The 16,146-nt window shown below is 32.7% G+C and carries 13 protein-coding genes; 11 read left to right on the forward strand and 2 right to left on the reverse strand.

The window, feature by feature from the left end; translation table 11 throughout:
- Positions 1 to 13: 13 nt before the first annotated feature.
- The 4 genes from H6622_18055 to H6622_18070 all read left to right on the forward strand — a co-directional run bounded on the left by H6622_18055 (position 14) and on the right by H6622_18070 (position 3,594).
- Positions 14 to 1,288 (forward strand): hypothetical protein, encoded by a 1,275-nt coding sequence (locus H6622_18055; protein MCB9063433.1) that lies wholly within the window; start codon positions 14 to 16, stop codon positions 1,286 to 1,288.
- A 143-nt stretch (positions 1,289 to 1,431) separates the two neighbouring features.
- Positions 1,432 to 2,490: a hypothetical protein gene (locus tag H6622_18060; GenBank protein ID MCB9063434.1), complete on the forward strand. Its 1,059-nt coding sequence runs from the start codon at positions 1,432 to 1,434 to the stop codon at positions 2,488 to 2,490.
- The gene (locus tag H6622_18065) at positions 2,454 to 3,059 is read left to right on the forward strand and encodes a Sua5/YciO/YrdC/YwlC family protein (GenBank protein MCB9063435.1); all 606 of its coding nucleotides are present in this window, start codon (positions 2,454 to 2,456) and stop codon (positions 3,057 to 3,059) included. Before H6622_18060 ends, H6622_18065 begins: the two co-directional genes overlap by 37 nt.
- Positions 3,060 to 3,129: 70 nt before the next feature.
- Complete coding sequence (locus tag H6622_18070; protein ID MCB9063436.1) at positions 3,130 to 3,594, forward strand: methyltransferase; 465 nt, start codon at positions 3,130 to 3,132, stop codon at positions 3,592 to 3,594.
- A gap of 8 nt (positions 3,595 to 3,602) precedes the next feature.
- Here the strand turns inward: H6622_18070 and H6622_18075 are convergent, their stop codons facing one another.
- The gene (locus H6622_18075) at positions 3,603 to 4,067 is read right to left on the reverse strand and encodes a DUF721 domain-containing protein (protein MCB9063437.1); all 465 of its coding nucleotides are present in this window, start codon (positions 4,065 to 4,067) and stop codon (positions 3,603 to 3,605) included.
- Positions 4,068 to 4,159: 92 nt separating this feature from the next.
- On the opposite strand from H6622_18075, the gene H6622_18080 reads away from it, so the two are divergent.
- Entirely contained in the window at positions 4,160 to 4,858 is a 699-nt protein-coding gene (locus H6622_18080; GenBank protein ID MCB9063438.1) for a hypothetical protein, read from the forward strand.
- Entirely contained in the window at positions 4,848 to 5,810 is a 963-nt protein-coding gene (locus H6622_18085; GenBank protein ID MCB9063439.1) for a hypothetical protein, read from the forward strand. The genes H6622_18080 and H6622_18085 overlap by 11 nt, the downstream gene beginning before the upstream one ends.
- 65 nt (positions 5,811 to 5,875) lie before the next feature.
- Here H6622_18085 and rpsT read toward each other — a convergent pair whose 3' ends face one another.
- Complete coding sequence (gene rpsT / locus H6622_18090; protein MCB9063440.1) at positions 5,876 to 6,136, reverse strand: 30S ribosomal protein S20; 261 nt, start codon at positions 6,134 to 6,136, stop codon at positions 5,876 to 5,878.
- A 210-nt stretch (positions 6,137 to 6,346) separates the two neighbouring features.
- Between rpsT and H6622_18095 the strand changes: the two genes are divergently transcribed.
- The 5 genes from H6622_18095 to H6622_18115 all read left to right on the forward strand — a co-directional run.
- Positions 6,347 to 7,195 carry a 3-hydroxybutyryl-CoA dehydrogenase gene (locus tag H6622_18095; GenBank protein MCB9063441.1) on the forward strand — a complete coding sequence of 283 codons (849 nt, stop codon included), beginning with the start codon at positions 6,347 to 6,349 and terminating at the stop codon, positions 7,193 to 7,195.
- Positions 7,196 to 7,219: 24 nt separating this feature from the next.
- On the forward strand, positions 7,220 to 8,359 hold the full coding sequence (locus tag H6622_18100; GenBank protein MCB9063442.1) for an acyl-CoA dehydrogenase family protein: 1,140 nt from the start codon (positions 7,220 to 7,222) through the stop codon (positions 8,357 to 8,359).
- A gap of 119 nt (positions 8,360 to 8,478) precedes the next feature.
- The gene (locus tag H6622_18105) at positions 8,479 to 9,411 is read left to right on the forward strand and encodes a hypothetical protein (protein MCB9063443.1); all 933 of its coding nucleotides are present in this window, start codon (positions 8,479 to 8,481) and stop codon (positions 9,409 to 9,411) included.
- A 273-nt stretch (positions 9,412 to 9,684) separates the two neighbouring features.
- Positions 9,685 to 12,123 carry a hypothetical protein gene (locus H6622_18110; GenBank protein MCB9063444.1) on the forward strand — a complete coding sequence of 813 codons (2,439 nt, stop codon included), beginning with the start codon at positions 9,685 to 9,687 and terminating at the stop codon, positions 12,121 to 12,123.
- Between the two features lie 52 nt (positions 12,124 to 12,175).
- Positions 12,176 to 16,146, forward strand: a 3,971-nt coding sequence (locus H6622_18115; GenBank protein ID MCB9063445.1) for a hypothetical protein, incomplete at its 3' end; no start/stop codon positions are given.

Here is a 16,146-nt window from a genome sequence, read left to right on the forward strand (position 1 = left end):
ACGGTAATCCTGAATGGATAAGAATTGGTTAATACGTACAACTTCAAAGCAAATACTTGGTCCCATATCCAAGCAAAAGATACTGGAGTTGATTGAGAAGGGCTCCATTTCAGGAGATGATGAAATTTGTTCAGGTAACGGATATTGGTTTAAAATCCGTGAAGAAGAACTCGTAAAGTTATATGTTTTTGGGAATAAAAAACAACCTTTTAATCCTATTTCAGAAGCAGAATCTTTGTTTTATAAACAATCCCAAATAAAAATTGAACAGCTGGCACCGATTGAAAAGATAAATCCTAATATACCTATCGCACCAAAAGAAAATTTTGAGCTTGATCTTGAATTTGACTCTCAAATTAATATTTCACTGGAAGAAATTCAACAAGATGCCGATACTCATCAAAATACAAGTGTACAGCACCATATTGAAGATGATAGTGCACATGATATAACTGTAGTAGGCACAAATTTACTTAGAAATGATGAACAAGTTCCACCAATAGATAAAAAAAGCGCTCATCCTGAAACTACTAAGGAAAGTGATGTCGTTTTACCCAACGATGATGATTTAGACTTCCCTGATATTAATCAACAGATTGATGACCAATTGAATTTATCTGCTTTTGCACCACCTCCCAAGACTCCTACTTTGGATTTAAGTGATGAGGAAATTCAATCAAATGAAGAAGTGTTGGTTGAGTATCCTAAACATGAAATTTTTCAGAATTTAGACGAAGAAGTAGTAGTTGAATCAGATGAAAAAGAGGCGAAAGTTGGAGAAGAGACTATAGATGGTTATAAATTACCAGCTAGTGAGGATTTAGAATACCCCGACATGGGTGAAGTTCCAATTAGAGGTAAAGCAAGTGTCTTCGATTCAGAATTTGAAATAGAGCAAATTGAAGATAGGGAGGGTTTGTCTTTAGATAATAATCAATTGAGATCTCAAGAAACAGATATCGAAGAAGAGCAAGACGACTCTAGAAAAAGTAGAAACTACGAACCTACATCAATTTCAGAATTAATCACTGATAACAAAAAGAAAAAAATAGAAGTTCTAGAAGATGCTGATGATTTTGAAAATACAAAAAAAATGGACAAAAAACTAATTCTCATCATTTTAGGTACTTTTATTTTTGGAATAATTTGTGCCCTTATTGCTTTCAAATTCCTTCTTACCCAAGAAAGTAGTAATATTTTTCAAATTATACCATCTGCATATGCTCAGGATGCCTCTGAAAATTTTGTAAAAAAAAAAGTATATATGAAGAAAAGTCTTATAATTTAGATAATCTTTCAATTACTTTCAATTATGCCCTCTTTGATCAATTTGTAAAAATTTATGATTCCTCCTCTCCAAAGGACTGTGAATCGATTCAAAACTTTCAATTCAAAGTATATACAATTTTTACAAATGAGATCTCAGATGAAATGAAATCTTTATATTCAAAATGCATGTATAAATTTAATCTTGAAGAAAGAAATTTATTAGAGAATCTTTTTAACAGGAAATATCATCAGGATGTTTCTTCAAACAATCTCTTTGACATCAAAGAAGAGAAAATACAAAAATATTTTGAACTCAAAAGCATTCAATTAATTAAAGTCAGACAACTCATTATGAAATATTTTGTGAATAACGAAGTGAAAGTTGATAAAAAAATTCTTTCTGAAGATATAAAAAATCTTCAAGATACTTATCAATATTTTCCTGTTTGGTCTAAAATTATTGAAATAGGAATATATCTCAACACTGAAAATAAAGGCAAAATTAGACAATCAATTAAAAAATTATTGTTGTTATCACCATTTGAATTGAGAACTTCACTTCAGATATTTAATGATGATTTATTAAAAAAGTTTATTAAATCATTTACTAATAAAATCAATGGCATCGAATCAGTTAAAGAAAAAGAAATGTTGATAAGCTACATTTATAATATTGCAGATGAAAATACAGTAGTAAAAGAAAATTTTAAAGATTATGCAATCTGGCCATTAAATGAGCTAAGAAATAGCTTTGGCTCTTACAATTATGGAATTAAATTCATTGGGACTTGGTATTATTTACTATCTAAACGAATCAGTGAAAATGAAATCTTCAAACTACTGGATCGTAAGCTGGATAGTAAAAACGTTCATGAAATCCCTAAAGAACATTTCTGGATTTTTTACCGATATAATCCAGTGGATGACAATATTAGAAAAATTATTAATGAAAAAATTGAAAAGATTTCACTCAGTGATGATTTAACGGATCTCATTTTGATGGATATTTTGATTGAAAATGATTCAATTTTTCAATTTCTTAAAAATAGTAAAATTGTAAAAATCCCCAAACTCAAAATCAATTATAAACGAAAGATATTGGAACAACTCATTTATAAAGCAGAATCTTTACAATACCCCATTCTAGAGCTATTTAAGCTCGGTGATAGAAGAGAAGAACTGCTATGGGCAATGATAAAAGAAATCTCAATAAAATTGTAATCTACCCAACTGATACCGTATGGGGAATCGGTGCGAGTGTATTTGATAAAATAGCACAAGAATCAATAGCAAAAATTAAAAAAACTGAAATCTCTAAACCAAATTCAGTGCTTTTCTATAATTCAGCTCACCTTTTATGCTATCTATCTCATGTTCCAAGTATTCTAACTGAAATCATTAATAAAAAACAATTTGAATTAGGATTAAGTGTTCTAATCAAAAAAGATAATTTCAAATCAATTCATAAATATATTCCAGAGACTACTGATTTTGTTTCCATCAGAATTCTTGAGTACGCACCCATTCGCAATCTGATCAATGATTATTTCTGTGGACATCCAATTACAACAACAAGCTTAAATTTTCATGGTGAAAATCCTATCATTCAAGAAGCACAGGCCATCGAATTTCAAAAGAAATTTCAAGAGGAAACTTTTTTATTTCCCATTCCCAAACTAATTCCTTATGGTTTGCCATCAACAATAATTAAAATTGATGATAATGAATCTATTCAAGTCATACGGGAAGGGCAGAATTTTAAAAAAATTCTTAGAGAATATGGACTATAGCTCACCTCGGTTTTATCGTTTTAATGAAGACAGTATTAAACTTGTGAAGTTTATCTTGAAAAATACCAATATGATACAAATTAAAAATGTCCTTGATTTTTGCTGTGGTAACGGAATTATTGGCATAGAAATGGCCAGAAGTTATAAAGGTAACTCTATTGAAAGTATAACTTTTTTAGAAAAACAAACTGAATTTTCTGAGCATCTAAATTTAAATTTAAAATTTTTAGATTCGAGTATTAGAGTAAATGTAGTATTCAACGACTTCAAAGATTTTTTAACAAATGAAAAATTTGATTTAATTCTTAGCAATCCTCCCTTCTTTAGAGAAGGACATGGCAGAGCTTGTGACAATCTAAAGAAACATCTTTGCAGACATCAAGTTAATTTTACCGATGATGATCTCATTTCGTTTGTTAGATCCCATCTCAGTCATACAGGAGTTGGTTATCTGATATTACCTAGAGCTTTATTGGATAAAAAAATTGAGGTTCACCCGATAGGAAAAATGTTTATCAATTGTATTTCTGTCTGATTTTTACATTAGCAATCTATATTTTTTTGGATATAAATACTTATTAGCGATTCTTTGACTTCATCATCTTCAAGATCTTTAAACAACTCTTTTGCCTGTTTTTCCAAACTCATTCTTTTAGGAGAGAACAAATGATCTCTCTGTGGAATAATTTCTTTCTTCTTTATTCTCTTATTTATAAGGGCCTTACGACTTTCAAAAAAAGCTGGATTATACTGAAACTTTAATCGATTGATACTTTTGGAAAGTTTTGGAAATTTTTTGTAAATTTGTGAAAGAATTTCCCTTTCCAAGAGCGCTAATTGTTGAGCAAATACGCTATGATTGCATAAAATAACTAATGTTTTAAATTCATTTTTTAAAGGAAGTGTATGAGCAGCATTTCTAGGTCCAACAATCTCATCCCATCTCTCTATAAGAAAAAAAAAGTCGAAAAATTCGTTTTGACTAAATGTGTCTGAAATTCTTTTCATAGTCGACTCTAACACAAAAAATGTATATTTTTTAGCATCCCGATTGATTAAATTATGCTAATTTTTGCCTGTATCAAGACCAGTGGAGGCCTATGCGACGGAGAGTTATTATATTATTTATGCTTATTCTGACTTCATCTTGTGCAGGGCGAAGAGTACGCTATTTTACAAGCCCATTTTCCGAATATGGAATTAAAACTGTTCACATACGCCCCATTGAAAATAATTCTCACTATCCACTCATTGGCAATTCTTTAACAGCATCTATTTATGAACTTTTCAGAAAATATGATGGACTGGAGGTGAAAATAACTTACGACCTAAATGCCGATGCGATTGTTGTTGGCCATCTTTCTCAATCTCATAGAAAATATATAGACTCTCTTCTTTCTCAATCTTCTTCTGATTTTTACACTGAAAATGATAAATCGATTTCTAACTCAATTGGCGAACGAGATGATTTTGTCGTAAAACAAACAGGTATCATCGATCTTGACCTGAAGTTGTCCATGCTTCTTAAACCTACCCAAGAAGATATCCAATACGCTCTCAAATCTTCAAATAAGAATTCTGTGCCTACTGTGAGATATGTATTTAGCGAACATTTCGATTTAACAAGTTCCGTAAGTTATTCGATTAGAGGAACACATAACTCAAATAAATCCTATGATGTTGATCTTGGCGGTGTTGTAAACTATACAAATTCAAAATATAACACGAATAAAGCAATCGAAAATATTGTTCTTAATTTTTCAGAAAGCTTAAAGAATAGGGTTTTTAATGTCTTCTAAGTGGCTTCCGTGGGACTTTCTTAGTACTCATCGTGATTTTATTTATCAAGACAGACCAGGCGTCTATGCCTACCATGTTTTTGATCCTATCGTTGAAAAAGTCCTCTTCAATCGCGTACATGACAGAGCATTAAAGGGCCAAAAATTCAATGTGAAGCTTGGGTCTGAAGTTAGCGTGGATTGGCTTGAAACAGAATTATTTACATTGAGTCTTTTTCAAGATCGGTTTCCTATTCTTATTTTACATTGTGAAAAGCTCAGTCCTGCTGTCATAAAATTTTTAAGTGAACGCAAGCGGTGGGATAACGATAGATTTATCTTCTTTTCATTTACAAAAATAACTAAATTTTTTTCATCGTGGCCAGGATTAAAACAAGAAAATTCTTATTTCTATGAGGTTACGCCCCCTCGTTTTTGGGAGAGTTTACAATTTGTTGATTTTCTGGCCAGCGAATTAAACCTCAATTTAGATTTAAAAATAAAAACTTTTCTAAGCGATAATTTAGGAAACAATGTCTCAGAGTTATATTCTACATTGAATATGATTTCACTAAAACATGCAACAATAGGTAAATATCTAACCTTCGAAGAAGTAAAAGAGATTGTTCAAAAGACGAATTACGACCAATTTAAATTGGCCAGCATGTTCTCTCAAAAGCGTATGAAAGATTTTTTTACAGAGCTTCTAGAATGGCAAAATGATACAGAGGCACTAAGAAGTTTTTGTTACTTTATGCAAGGACATATATTTAAAATTTTAGATCCATCCTTTATTGAGAAAAAATCTAGACAATCAAAATACGATAAAGAAATTTTGAATGCTTCGAAAGTTTGGAAATCTGGAGAACTACTTAAGGGGATGCAATTTTTCTGCGACCTTGAAACGAAAATTAAACTAAATGATTTGTTCGTTGAAGAGCTAAGACTTAAGTATTTTAAAGTTTTTTCTTAACTTTCTTTAAAACAAAAAAAATCCTCTCAAAGAGAGGATTTTTAAAATGTATTGATAATCAAAACTTAAATTTTATTAACTTGAGAAGTTAGTCTAGAAGTCTTTCTTGCAGCATTATTTGCCTTGAGAATTCCAGCACTAACCATTTTTGAAAGAAGCGATTGCGCCTCAGTCAATAGGCCTGTTGCCTTCGATTTATCATTTTCACTTATCGCAGTTCTAAGTTTTTTAATTGCAGATCTAGCTTCAGATAATCTACTTCTGTTTCTAGCAGTTTTACTAATAGTTTGTTTTGATCTTTTTTTCGCAGACTTGTGGTTTGCCACAGCTAACTCCTTCACATTAAATTAATGCCACAATTACAGCGCCTTTTGTATGATATTGAGTCTTTGTTGGCAAGAATTATTTAAGAGATATGTAGATGTGTGTATGACTACCAGCGCTATCTGTTTTATATCTGTAAATATCGACTTGTAAGAGTTCTAATGCTATATACTAAAAATATTTGGCCATTAGCAAAAAACAAAGGTGTTCTTATGAAAATACAAAAGGTTGGTGTGATTGGTTCAGGGCAAATGGGACGAGGAATTATCCAAGTCGCGGCCATGTCTGGTCTGCAAACATATGTCTACGATGTATCTAAAGAGAGTCTAAATAATGCAATGGATTTTATACGTAACCAAATGCAAAAGGGCGTAAATAAAGAAAAATGGGATAATGCATTCTTGGAAGACACTCTCGGACTCATCATCGCAGAAGATTCTATCGACAATTTAAGTGATTGTGACATTATTATCGAAGCTGCTAGTGAAAATAAAGAAATCAAATTCAAAATTTTTGAACGTTTAGATCAAATTGCAAAAAAAGAATGTATTCTTGCAACAAACACGTCCTCAATATCAATAACTGAAATTGCGGCCGTAACCAATAGAGCTGACAAAGTCGCAGGGATGCATTTTATGAACCCTGTACCAGTAATGAAACTGGTTGAAGGTATCAGAGGATTAGAAACTTCCGATGAAACTTTTAACAGTGTGAAAACACTGGCCGAAAAAATGGGAAAAACTTTTATTTCTGTTCAAGATTTCCCAGGATTTGCAGTAAACAGAATACTTATGCCTATGATCAACGAAGCTGTTTATGCTTTATATGAAGGTCTGTCCAGTGTCGAAGATATTGATCAATCAATGAAACTTGGTTGCAATCAACCAATGGGACCTTTAGAGCTTGCTGATTTCATAGGACTCGATACATGTTTAGCAATTATGGAAATTCTTCACGAAGGACTGGGGGATACTAAATATAGACCTTGTCCTTTACTTAAAAAGTATGTGCTGGCCAAACGATTAGGTCGAAAGTCAGGTCGAGGTTTTTACGAGTATTAATTAACAATCAGATAAGGTGATTCCATGAGTATTGAAAAAGATTACGCTGAAATTAGAGATCTTGCAGCAAAATTTGCAGATTCGGAGCTGGCCCCCTTGGCAAAGAAAATTGATGAAGAAGGAAAAATTCCTCAAGAAATTTATCAAAAGCTCGCTGAAAATGGGTTTCTTGGAGTTTTTGTTCCTGAAGAATATGGTGGCGCTGGTTTAGACTATATAGCGTATTCTATCATTACGGACGAGCTATCTAGAGGATGTGCCTCCACAGGTGTACTTGTTTCTGCACATAACTCATTGAGTATTTTTCCAATACTTGAATATGGCAACGAAGAACAGAAAAAAAAATATTTACCAAAAATGGCCAGTGGTGAATGGATAGGCTGTTTTTGTCTTAGTGAGCCCAATGCTGGATCAGATGCTGGTTCTTTAACAACATTTGCAGAGGACAAAGGTGACCATTTTGTCATTTCAGGGACTAAAAACTTTATTACTAATGGAAAAGAAGCAAACATTGCAATTGTTTTTGCTAAAACAGAAAAAACAAATGACCACAAAGGCATGTGTGCTTTTATAGTTGAAACAAGTGATCCAGGTTTTCAAGTTCAGAAACTCGAGGACAAGTTGGGAATTAAAGGATCTTCTACCGCGCAGATTTTTTTAGACAAAGTCAAAGTTCCCAAAGAAAATCTATTGGGAAAAAGTGGCAAAGGTTTTAATATAGCTCTAAGCACCCTAGATGGTGGACGTATTGGCATCGCTGCTCAGGCCTTAGGTATTGCTAGAGCTGCTTTTAATTATGCAATTAGATATTCAAATGAAAGAGTACAATTTGGCAAACCCATTTCACAACTTCAGGCCATACAATTTATTCTGGCAGATATGAGTACAAAAATTGCCGCTGCAAGATTACTTATTCTAGATGCAAGTGAGAAAAAAAATAATCGTGAAAATTATTCAAAAACTAGCGCGCAGGCCAAGCTTTTTGCTTCAGAGGCCGCAATGTGGATTACAACAAAGGCCATTCAGGTGTGTGGAGGTAACGGATATACAAAGGAATATCCTGTAGAGAGACATTTTCGCGATGCTAAAATAACTGAAATATATGAAGGAACTTCAGAGGTTCAAAGGTTAGTTATTGCTGCAAACGAGTTAAAAGAAATCTGATATACTCATGAGTACGGCTTAATATATTGACCATGAAACTAATAGGTGATAGGTTATGGCGCCTATTATCAATACAGGACATTTAAGTGGTATTTAAAAAATTACTGGAGAATTTTTCTATGGCCAAGAAAACAAAGAAAAAAATTACAAAAAAGGCAGCAAAAAAAACTGCGAAGAAAATTACTAAGAAAACGGCCAAGAAAACTACTAAAAAACCCGCAAAAAAGGTCGCTAAAAAAACGACAAAAAGGCCAACAAATAAGACAGCAAAAAAAGTAACTAAAAAAATAACGAAAAAACTAAATAAGAAGGTATCAAAAAAAGTTACTAAAAAAACTGAAAAAAAAGAGACAAAAAAAGTTTCAAAAAAGTCAGTTAAAAAAACAGTTGCAAAGAAGCCTACTTACAAAACTATTGAAAAAAGTGTTCAAGATAAAAAAGATACTCAAACCAAAAAACAAGAAGCAGAAAGTGTAGTTATTGAAACTCCAGCGAAAGCTGTTGTTAATGAAACTCCAGAAAAAAAAGAAGTTATAGCTCAAGTGAATATCCCAGTAGAGGGAGAAATTGTTGATGAAATCAAGGAAAATATTGCAGAAGAAGTTATTAATCTGGCAAGGGATTACTCTCTAGACGATATTTTTGCCTCATTAAGTGAATTGGATTTATTTCAAAGCGATAATGATGATTGCATTGAGAAAGGCTGTGATAATCCGGCCACCACTTCGGGATATTGCAGACTTCACTACATTGCAAATTGGACGGATATTAAAGAAAGACATGAAATTCTAAGTGAAGGTAAGCTCCAATCGTATATTCAAGACTTGGTAAATAAATATCCAATCAAACAAATTGAGACAATTTTACAAGATTTATCGACTGATAAAAAATTCTTTGGAGTTCTTAAAGAGCTTAACCTTGATGGAGATGAAATCGACTTTGATGACATTTCTGAAGACGTAAATGATGACGATATGGACATTGCTTTTGAGGCCAAAAGAGTTGGTGGAGGACCGAAAGCTGGTTTCGATGATGAAGAGGAAGCTCTCTAGTTTTAAATTAAAATTTTATCAATACATAAAAGCAGGCCATTGGCCTGTTTTTTTATTTCTTTAGTTCAAAATTTGACCAATAAAAAAAATAACTTCGTCTGACATTGCACTGCATGGGTATTTTATTCATAGAATATTGTTTAATCATGGTGCGCATTAATAATATTTATTTCTCAAAATAATTTATTTGACCATCATTCAGGCTGTCTATAGGCTTTGCTTTCAGCTATTTTTAAATAGTCTTCATTTAGTGTAAGTGCCAGGGGGAAATAAATGCGTTATTTGAATAAATTGGGCCCAGATCGTCCAGTACTGAAGGTTACTACAGCGCTTTGTTTTTGCTTGTTTTCAGGGATTGGACAGGCAGGCGAAGCTTTTACAAAGGATTGTAACGAAAAATTACTCATTTCTAAGACTTCAAAAGAAGTCATGAAAGATGTTTCGATGCGTTTAGAAACTTACAAACTTTCTGATCTTCTTGTTGCCAATAAAGAAAAAAATGTTTTCTACAAAAGTCCTGTAAACGTTATGGGAGCAGCACAGTTTTTACAAGCGATGATTGAAGAGGCAGGTTTCACTGAAAAAAATATTCCTGGTGAGGGCAGAGTAAGAGAGTATGCTTTCTTTTCCTCTGGTACTGAGAAAACAGATGGGAGAATGATTATTGATAACGAAAGAAATATTCATAATCTTGTTAACCAAATAAAAGCTTCCAATAGCGGAAATAGAAAAGTCCCCCTTCTCATCGGGCCTGCAGGAACAGGTAAATCAGAAATCCTCTCAATTATTGCAGCAGGGACAAAATGGTATAGTTCAAACAATGATAAATTCAAACTTTTCACTTTTAAGTGGAAAAACTTGCATGAAATAGATGATCTTCACAGATTTCTTTTGAAAATAGGTTCGAAAGTAAATCCAGAAAGAGTTGATCCAATGAATTCTTCGCCTTTTACAATTTTACCTCCAGGTATGCAAAAGGCTGTTTTAGAATTTGTTTCTCCTGCAGTTAAGGAGATGATTGATAGTTCTCCAAATCCTGTTTACAAAACGTCGCCATTCTCTGCGGAAATAGTGAAGTTTATTGTAGCACATCACCAAAAAGGAAAAAGCAATCAAGCGATTACAGAAGAGGAGTATCTCGATATTCTAGATAAGCACATTGAAATTATCAGAGTTGAAAAAGAAATCTCAGGAAAAGTAAATGCTCAAGGTAAAGAATATAGCAAAGCTGATTTATATAATTCTCCTAATGCATTAGTTGCTTTCAAATCTGGAGAAGGTTCAAATCATCCTTTAAATTGGAATTACGATGGCCAATACTTAAGATCAAATAGAGGGGCACTTTATTTAGATGAGTTTTTTAGAAATCCGAGTGAACTAAGAGATATGGCCCTTCACATCACTCAAGAAAGAGAACTTGTTGTGGGAGGAGCTCCTGATACCCCTCTAGATACAAATATTTTTGCTGCAAGTAACTTTGAATCAGTTGAAAAAGTACTTGCAGATGCAAATGGAACTGGGGGGAAGGCACAATTAGATCGTTTTTCTGAGCAAAGATGGTTATGGCTTATTCGTCCTACAAGTGCGGCCAAGCTTACAGTTCTATCAGCGAAACAGCCAGTCTTTATGAGAAAACTTGGTGAAGGTGAGAGATCAAAAGAAGAAAATGAGATACATACCGCGAATTTAAGTGAACTATGGCCCAGAGCTGAAGTTGGTGAAAAACCCAAAACACCTGCTGATAGATATGAACTATTCATTGGGGAAGGTGAAGACCAAATTCATGTTGCTCCACATGTAATAGACTATATCGGGCAAGTATTAGTCGCTACAAGAGCAAATACAAATCCTTCTGAAGCAAGTGCAGAAGCAAATTATGATGTTATAAACAAGCCTTTATTTAAAAATATTGTTACTCGAATTCAGTACTATTTAGGAGATATGCCTTCTGTTACAGCTGCGGAAGGTAAGGAGCTTCAAAATCTATCAGTGCTGCTTATGGAGGGAAATTTTGGGATTTCACAAAGGGATGCTGAGGATTGGATAATTGAATCAGTAAACAGAGCACTGGAGCCAGGAAATAATAAATGTCTTGATATCTTTATTGTTCAATCGGTTTTTAAAGACCTCCTCATGCAAGGTAGAATAAAGTCAAAAGACGCAAGAGAAAGAATTGAGTGGGAAGGAATTGCTGCACAGATTGCGGAGAAAATCTATTTGCCAAAAGTTAATGGTGATGTTTTTAGCAGTCTAAACGTTGAACATGGTTCAGCAGATAGAATCTATCGCGAAGTCGTAGAAGATATGCTCAATTTGAGTCAAGGTAAATCAGAGGAAGTTGAACAAGAAAGATTAAGAGAGATTGGTAAAATCTATTTTGATAACGAATTTGATAATCTGAATATCCAACAAATTACAGCGTTTCATATGGAAGAGGCCAGACGGGGAAATACAAGTCTTTATGACAGCAAAGACCCAGCGCTTATGAGAGCAGTTCAAAAATGGATAGCGAAAAAAGCAAGTCAGTCTGTAAGTCTATTTTCAATTGGTGATTATCTTCGTGGAAATAAAACTGATTCCGATACGGCCAATACGACAGAGAAACTGGTGCATCACATGTCAGAAAAACATGGTTACTGTCCACATTGTGTAAAAACTGCCATTCAACTTCGCAATCAACAAGAGCGAAAAGAAGCGGAAGCAAACGATTAGTATTCTTTCAATCTAGGACTGAGAGAAAGAGTATTTAATTATGGGGGTTTGTGTGTTTCTAAATATGAGAATTGTAAAATTTGTATGTATATTTATGTCAGTCTCACTTTCATTGCTTGGAAGTGAGACTATTGTTCGTGACAAAGTACATAATGGTGAGGCCTATAGGGTTGTCGAGACAGAATTTGATGGAAAAGAAAAAGGTATTTATGTTCGTAAAAAAGGTTCGAAAGATTGGCATTTGGCCTTAAAGGGAGATGTTCTTTTTTATTATCAGGCCAAAGGTCCAATCGTCGCTCAGTTTGACCAGTATAGTTCTGGTTATAGTCAATCTTATGAAATGATCTCAATTATCGATGGAGAGTTAGTTTTATATAACTTCCAGTCGGATTCAAATGAAAAAAATAGTTATATAAGGATCGGAGTAGATCGCAATCAACTCTATGATCCTCTCTCTAGAGATCTCATTTCGTTGCAAAAAATAACTGATGCTGAAAATGTCAGTGCTTTTGTGTCGACATTGAGTTCAAGTGGCCAAGAGTTTGTTATATCCGTTAAATTTGATTCCCCTCAAATGGTTGGCGATGGAGTCACTTTTGTTGCTAATTTGGAAACTAGTGAAACAGGCCAACTGAAACTAACATCGTCTCCAGTTATTTTGAATTATAAATATATGAATGACACTGAATTAAAAAAAATATCTCCAATTAATTCAAAATATATTTCAGAGAGAGTTTTAAATAAAATAATTAATAATGAGACATTGAAAGAAAAAGCATCAAAAGAAATAAGAGAGCAGCTCATACGTGCAAAAAATCTAGGTCCGATGTCTCAGGCCGTAGATCCTAAAAAACTACCTATGTGGGATATTCAAACAAATGATATCCATCTACCTGTTAAGGAAATTTCAAAGGAATATGGAATTAGAGATGGTAAAATTGTGTATATTTATGGAATTAGTGGTTCGCCCAATAGAGTCAAAATATTCAATAGTAAGGACAATTTAATTGAAGAGATCGTCGGGGATTTAGAAATTTTGAGTGAAAAAGATTTTGGGGCAAGAATCTTTCATCATGAAGAAATTAGTTTAGTACCAATTAATAATAAATTATATGTTATTTCTCCAAGTCAAGGAGTTGTTCATCAAATAAAAATTCCAGGGATAGATGAAATGTCAAATATCCAAGAACTAAATTTTTTCTATCAGAAAAGTGGAGGACAATACACGATGGTTCTCTCAATGATTTATAATAATATCCCTAGAAATCATTTCTTACAATTTGTATTGTCTAATAGTCATAATAATTTAAATTTTTTAGTTAAAAAATCTTACACAATTCCAGAACTTATAAAAAACAAGTTATCAAATTTCTACTCACATGATCTTAAATATAGATTTCATCAATCTGAGGACGGTGGATTTCTTTTTGACAATATTACAAGTCCGCAAAATACAAAATCAGCATATGATCAGCAGTTAAATAAAGATTTACCAATGATTAATTTGCTTACTTCAAAAGATGAAGGCCCAAATAGCAATATAAAAATTGGATATATCAGACCAAAGAATAGTATTCGGATCAATGAGTATTTAATTTATAAAGAATATGCTGATGATTCTTTAACTGAAAGATTAACAGCAGTTTATTCAACAAATGACGATTTCAAATTTAATGCAAAAAAATTACCAGGTGAATTGATATTTTTAGACGCAGATAAAAAACGATTTTTACAAGATACATCTTCATTCGTTGTTGAATTAAATGACCCAAATGCAAAAGGAACTAACTCCAAAGTCAGAGCAAATGTTTTTGGAGATGTGTTTGCACTTGATTCAACCTATAAAAAGGGTGAGCAAGGTTACACTCTATATTTTACACTTGCTATAAAATCTGATAAAGAAACCAGAATTTCTCCTGCTGTTATTGAATTGCCTAAAGAATATAAACTTTCTGATATTGAGTTTATTAAAATCTTAAATCATAAAGATCGTAAATTTACAGATATGTCTTTAATTGTTTCATACGGAAAAACAAATGAGTATGGGGAGAAAAATGATTGGAAAATATATTCTTTCCCTGTCAAATTTGAAGTAGATGCAAAAGATAAAAGTGTCTTCATGAAACAGCTTGATCCTGTTCTTATAAGTGATTTGTACATTGAAGAAAACCATTTGATGGAAAGAGTAAAATTTGATCAGAATGGAAAAAGTTATTGGATAGAAAATCCTAATATCATAGATACTGATAAAAAATTTATAGTCAAAAGTTTAAGAACTGGTAAAATACTTTACCCAAACCTAAGTGATGAAGACAAAAAACTACAATTAAACTCAATTTCAGAATCTGAAAAAAGTAAAATTTTTAACCAAAAATATGAAAGACTTAGAAATTATTTAATTCCTAAATTTAATCCACAGTTGAATGATAAAGCACCAACACATTTTAAAAATATATCTTACTATGGGCATGAGAAGTATAAGAGTGATTTATTTCCAGGAATAAGAGACTTATTAGAAACCTTAGCATCCGCAGAAGTAAATGGACAAGATCATATATTGATAGTTCCAGCAAAACTTAAAGAATACTTGCAAACTGTTATTTATTCTATATGGCAATCTTCTAAAGGAAAGTTTTCAATCAAAAATAACCAACTAGATCTTTATTATTTTGGAGACGAGAACACTCAAACTGAAAGTCAAACATCATTTATTGAATTAATGAAAGGAATTGTCGAGCAAAGTAAAAAGAAAAGAATGAAAAGTATTGTTCTTGGAGATCTCACTACTCTTGAACAATTCTATAATCGGTTCACTGATGAACAAGACCCACAAATTAGATTACAAGATGAAGTTGGTTTTAACTCTGATGAAATTTCAGCACTAACTGGAGATGAAGAAGTAAAAATAAAGAATGTTCTTCCTCATGCACTCTACCTTCTCAAGACAGAAGGTGAAGAGATTCCCCTAAAAGAAATGAGAGATTATTTTTCTGAAGAAGAAAGGACTTTTTCAACCCTTTTTATAGCTACTCCTGAAGAGTGGAAATCTTACGAAAATGATGTAATGAAGACAGAGGTAAAACATGGCTTTTTTGAATCATTTCATGTCCGAGAGATTCAACCTCCAACTTTTGAAAAACAAGTTGAGATGATTTTATCAATTTTTGAAAGGGAAACAATTGAAGAAATTGATTACAAATACAATCTAAAAGGACTTGTAAATAAAGAACATCTTAAAAAATGGGAAGAAAATTCCTACATCGAAAAACAAAAGGTTAAAAGAAAAATTGCAGAATACTTTGTAAATAGAATTAATGATTTGTCCAGAGATTCAAATGATAATGCAATTGAAAAATTTACTGTTATTTTAAAAACCATTGGGCAATTAATGATTTCATCTGAGAAATTAAGAAAAAGACGAGTTATTGATAAGTCTTTTGTTGAAGGTATCCTCTACAATGAATTTGATATACCACTTAACGAAGATGTTTTACCCAGTGACGATCCACTAGTAAGAGTTTTATCTGAAAATTTTATGCAAGATTTACTTAGTACTCAATATACAGCATCAGCTGACCTTGCGGGGAAAATTATTGATCGATTAAGAGCTCAAACAAGAAAAGATCCAACTCGTCCAGTTTCTGCTTCCTTTATTTTAATGGGACCAACCGGAAGAGGAAAAACCTCTTTAGTTCTAGCTTTTTTTGAGGCACTCAATTTGAAAGTCTATGATTTGAGTGACAATCACCACGCCACAAATATAAATAGAGATGCTCAGGCATTTATCATTAAAGGTGGTGAGGCCGGACAAGTAAGTTACGGCGGCAATTCATATGCAAACAATTCTATAAATATTGATAGAATTCTAGAACATTTAGATAATTTTCTAGCATCAGAAAATGGGCCTCGAGGGTTTATCTTAGTTGATGATATTCATAAAATGGATCCTGTTGCGCGAGGGAAAGTCATCAAACGTCTTCACACATTGATCGAACCAGAAAATGGAAAATATACGGCCAGACC

It is taken from the genome of Halobacteriovoraceae bacterium (assembly GCA_020635115.1).
GTDB lineage: Bacteria > Bdellovibrionota > Bacteriovoracia > Bacteriovoracales > Bacteriovoracaceae > JACKAK01.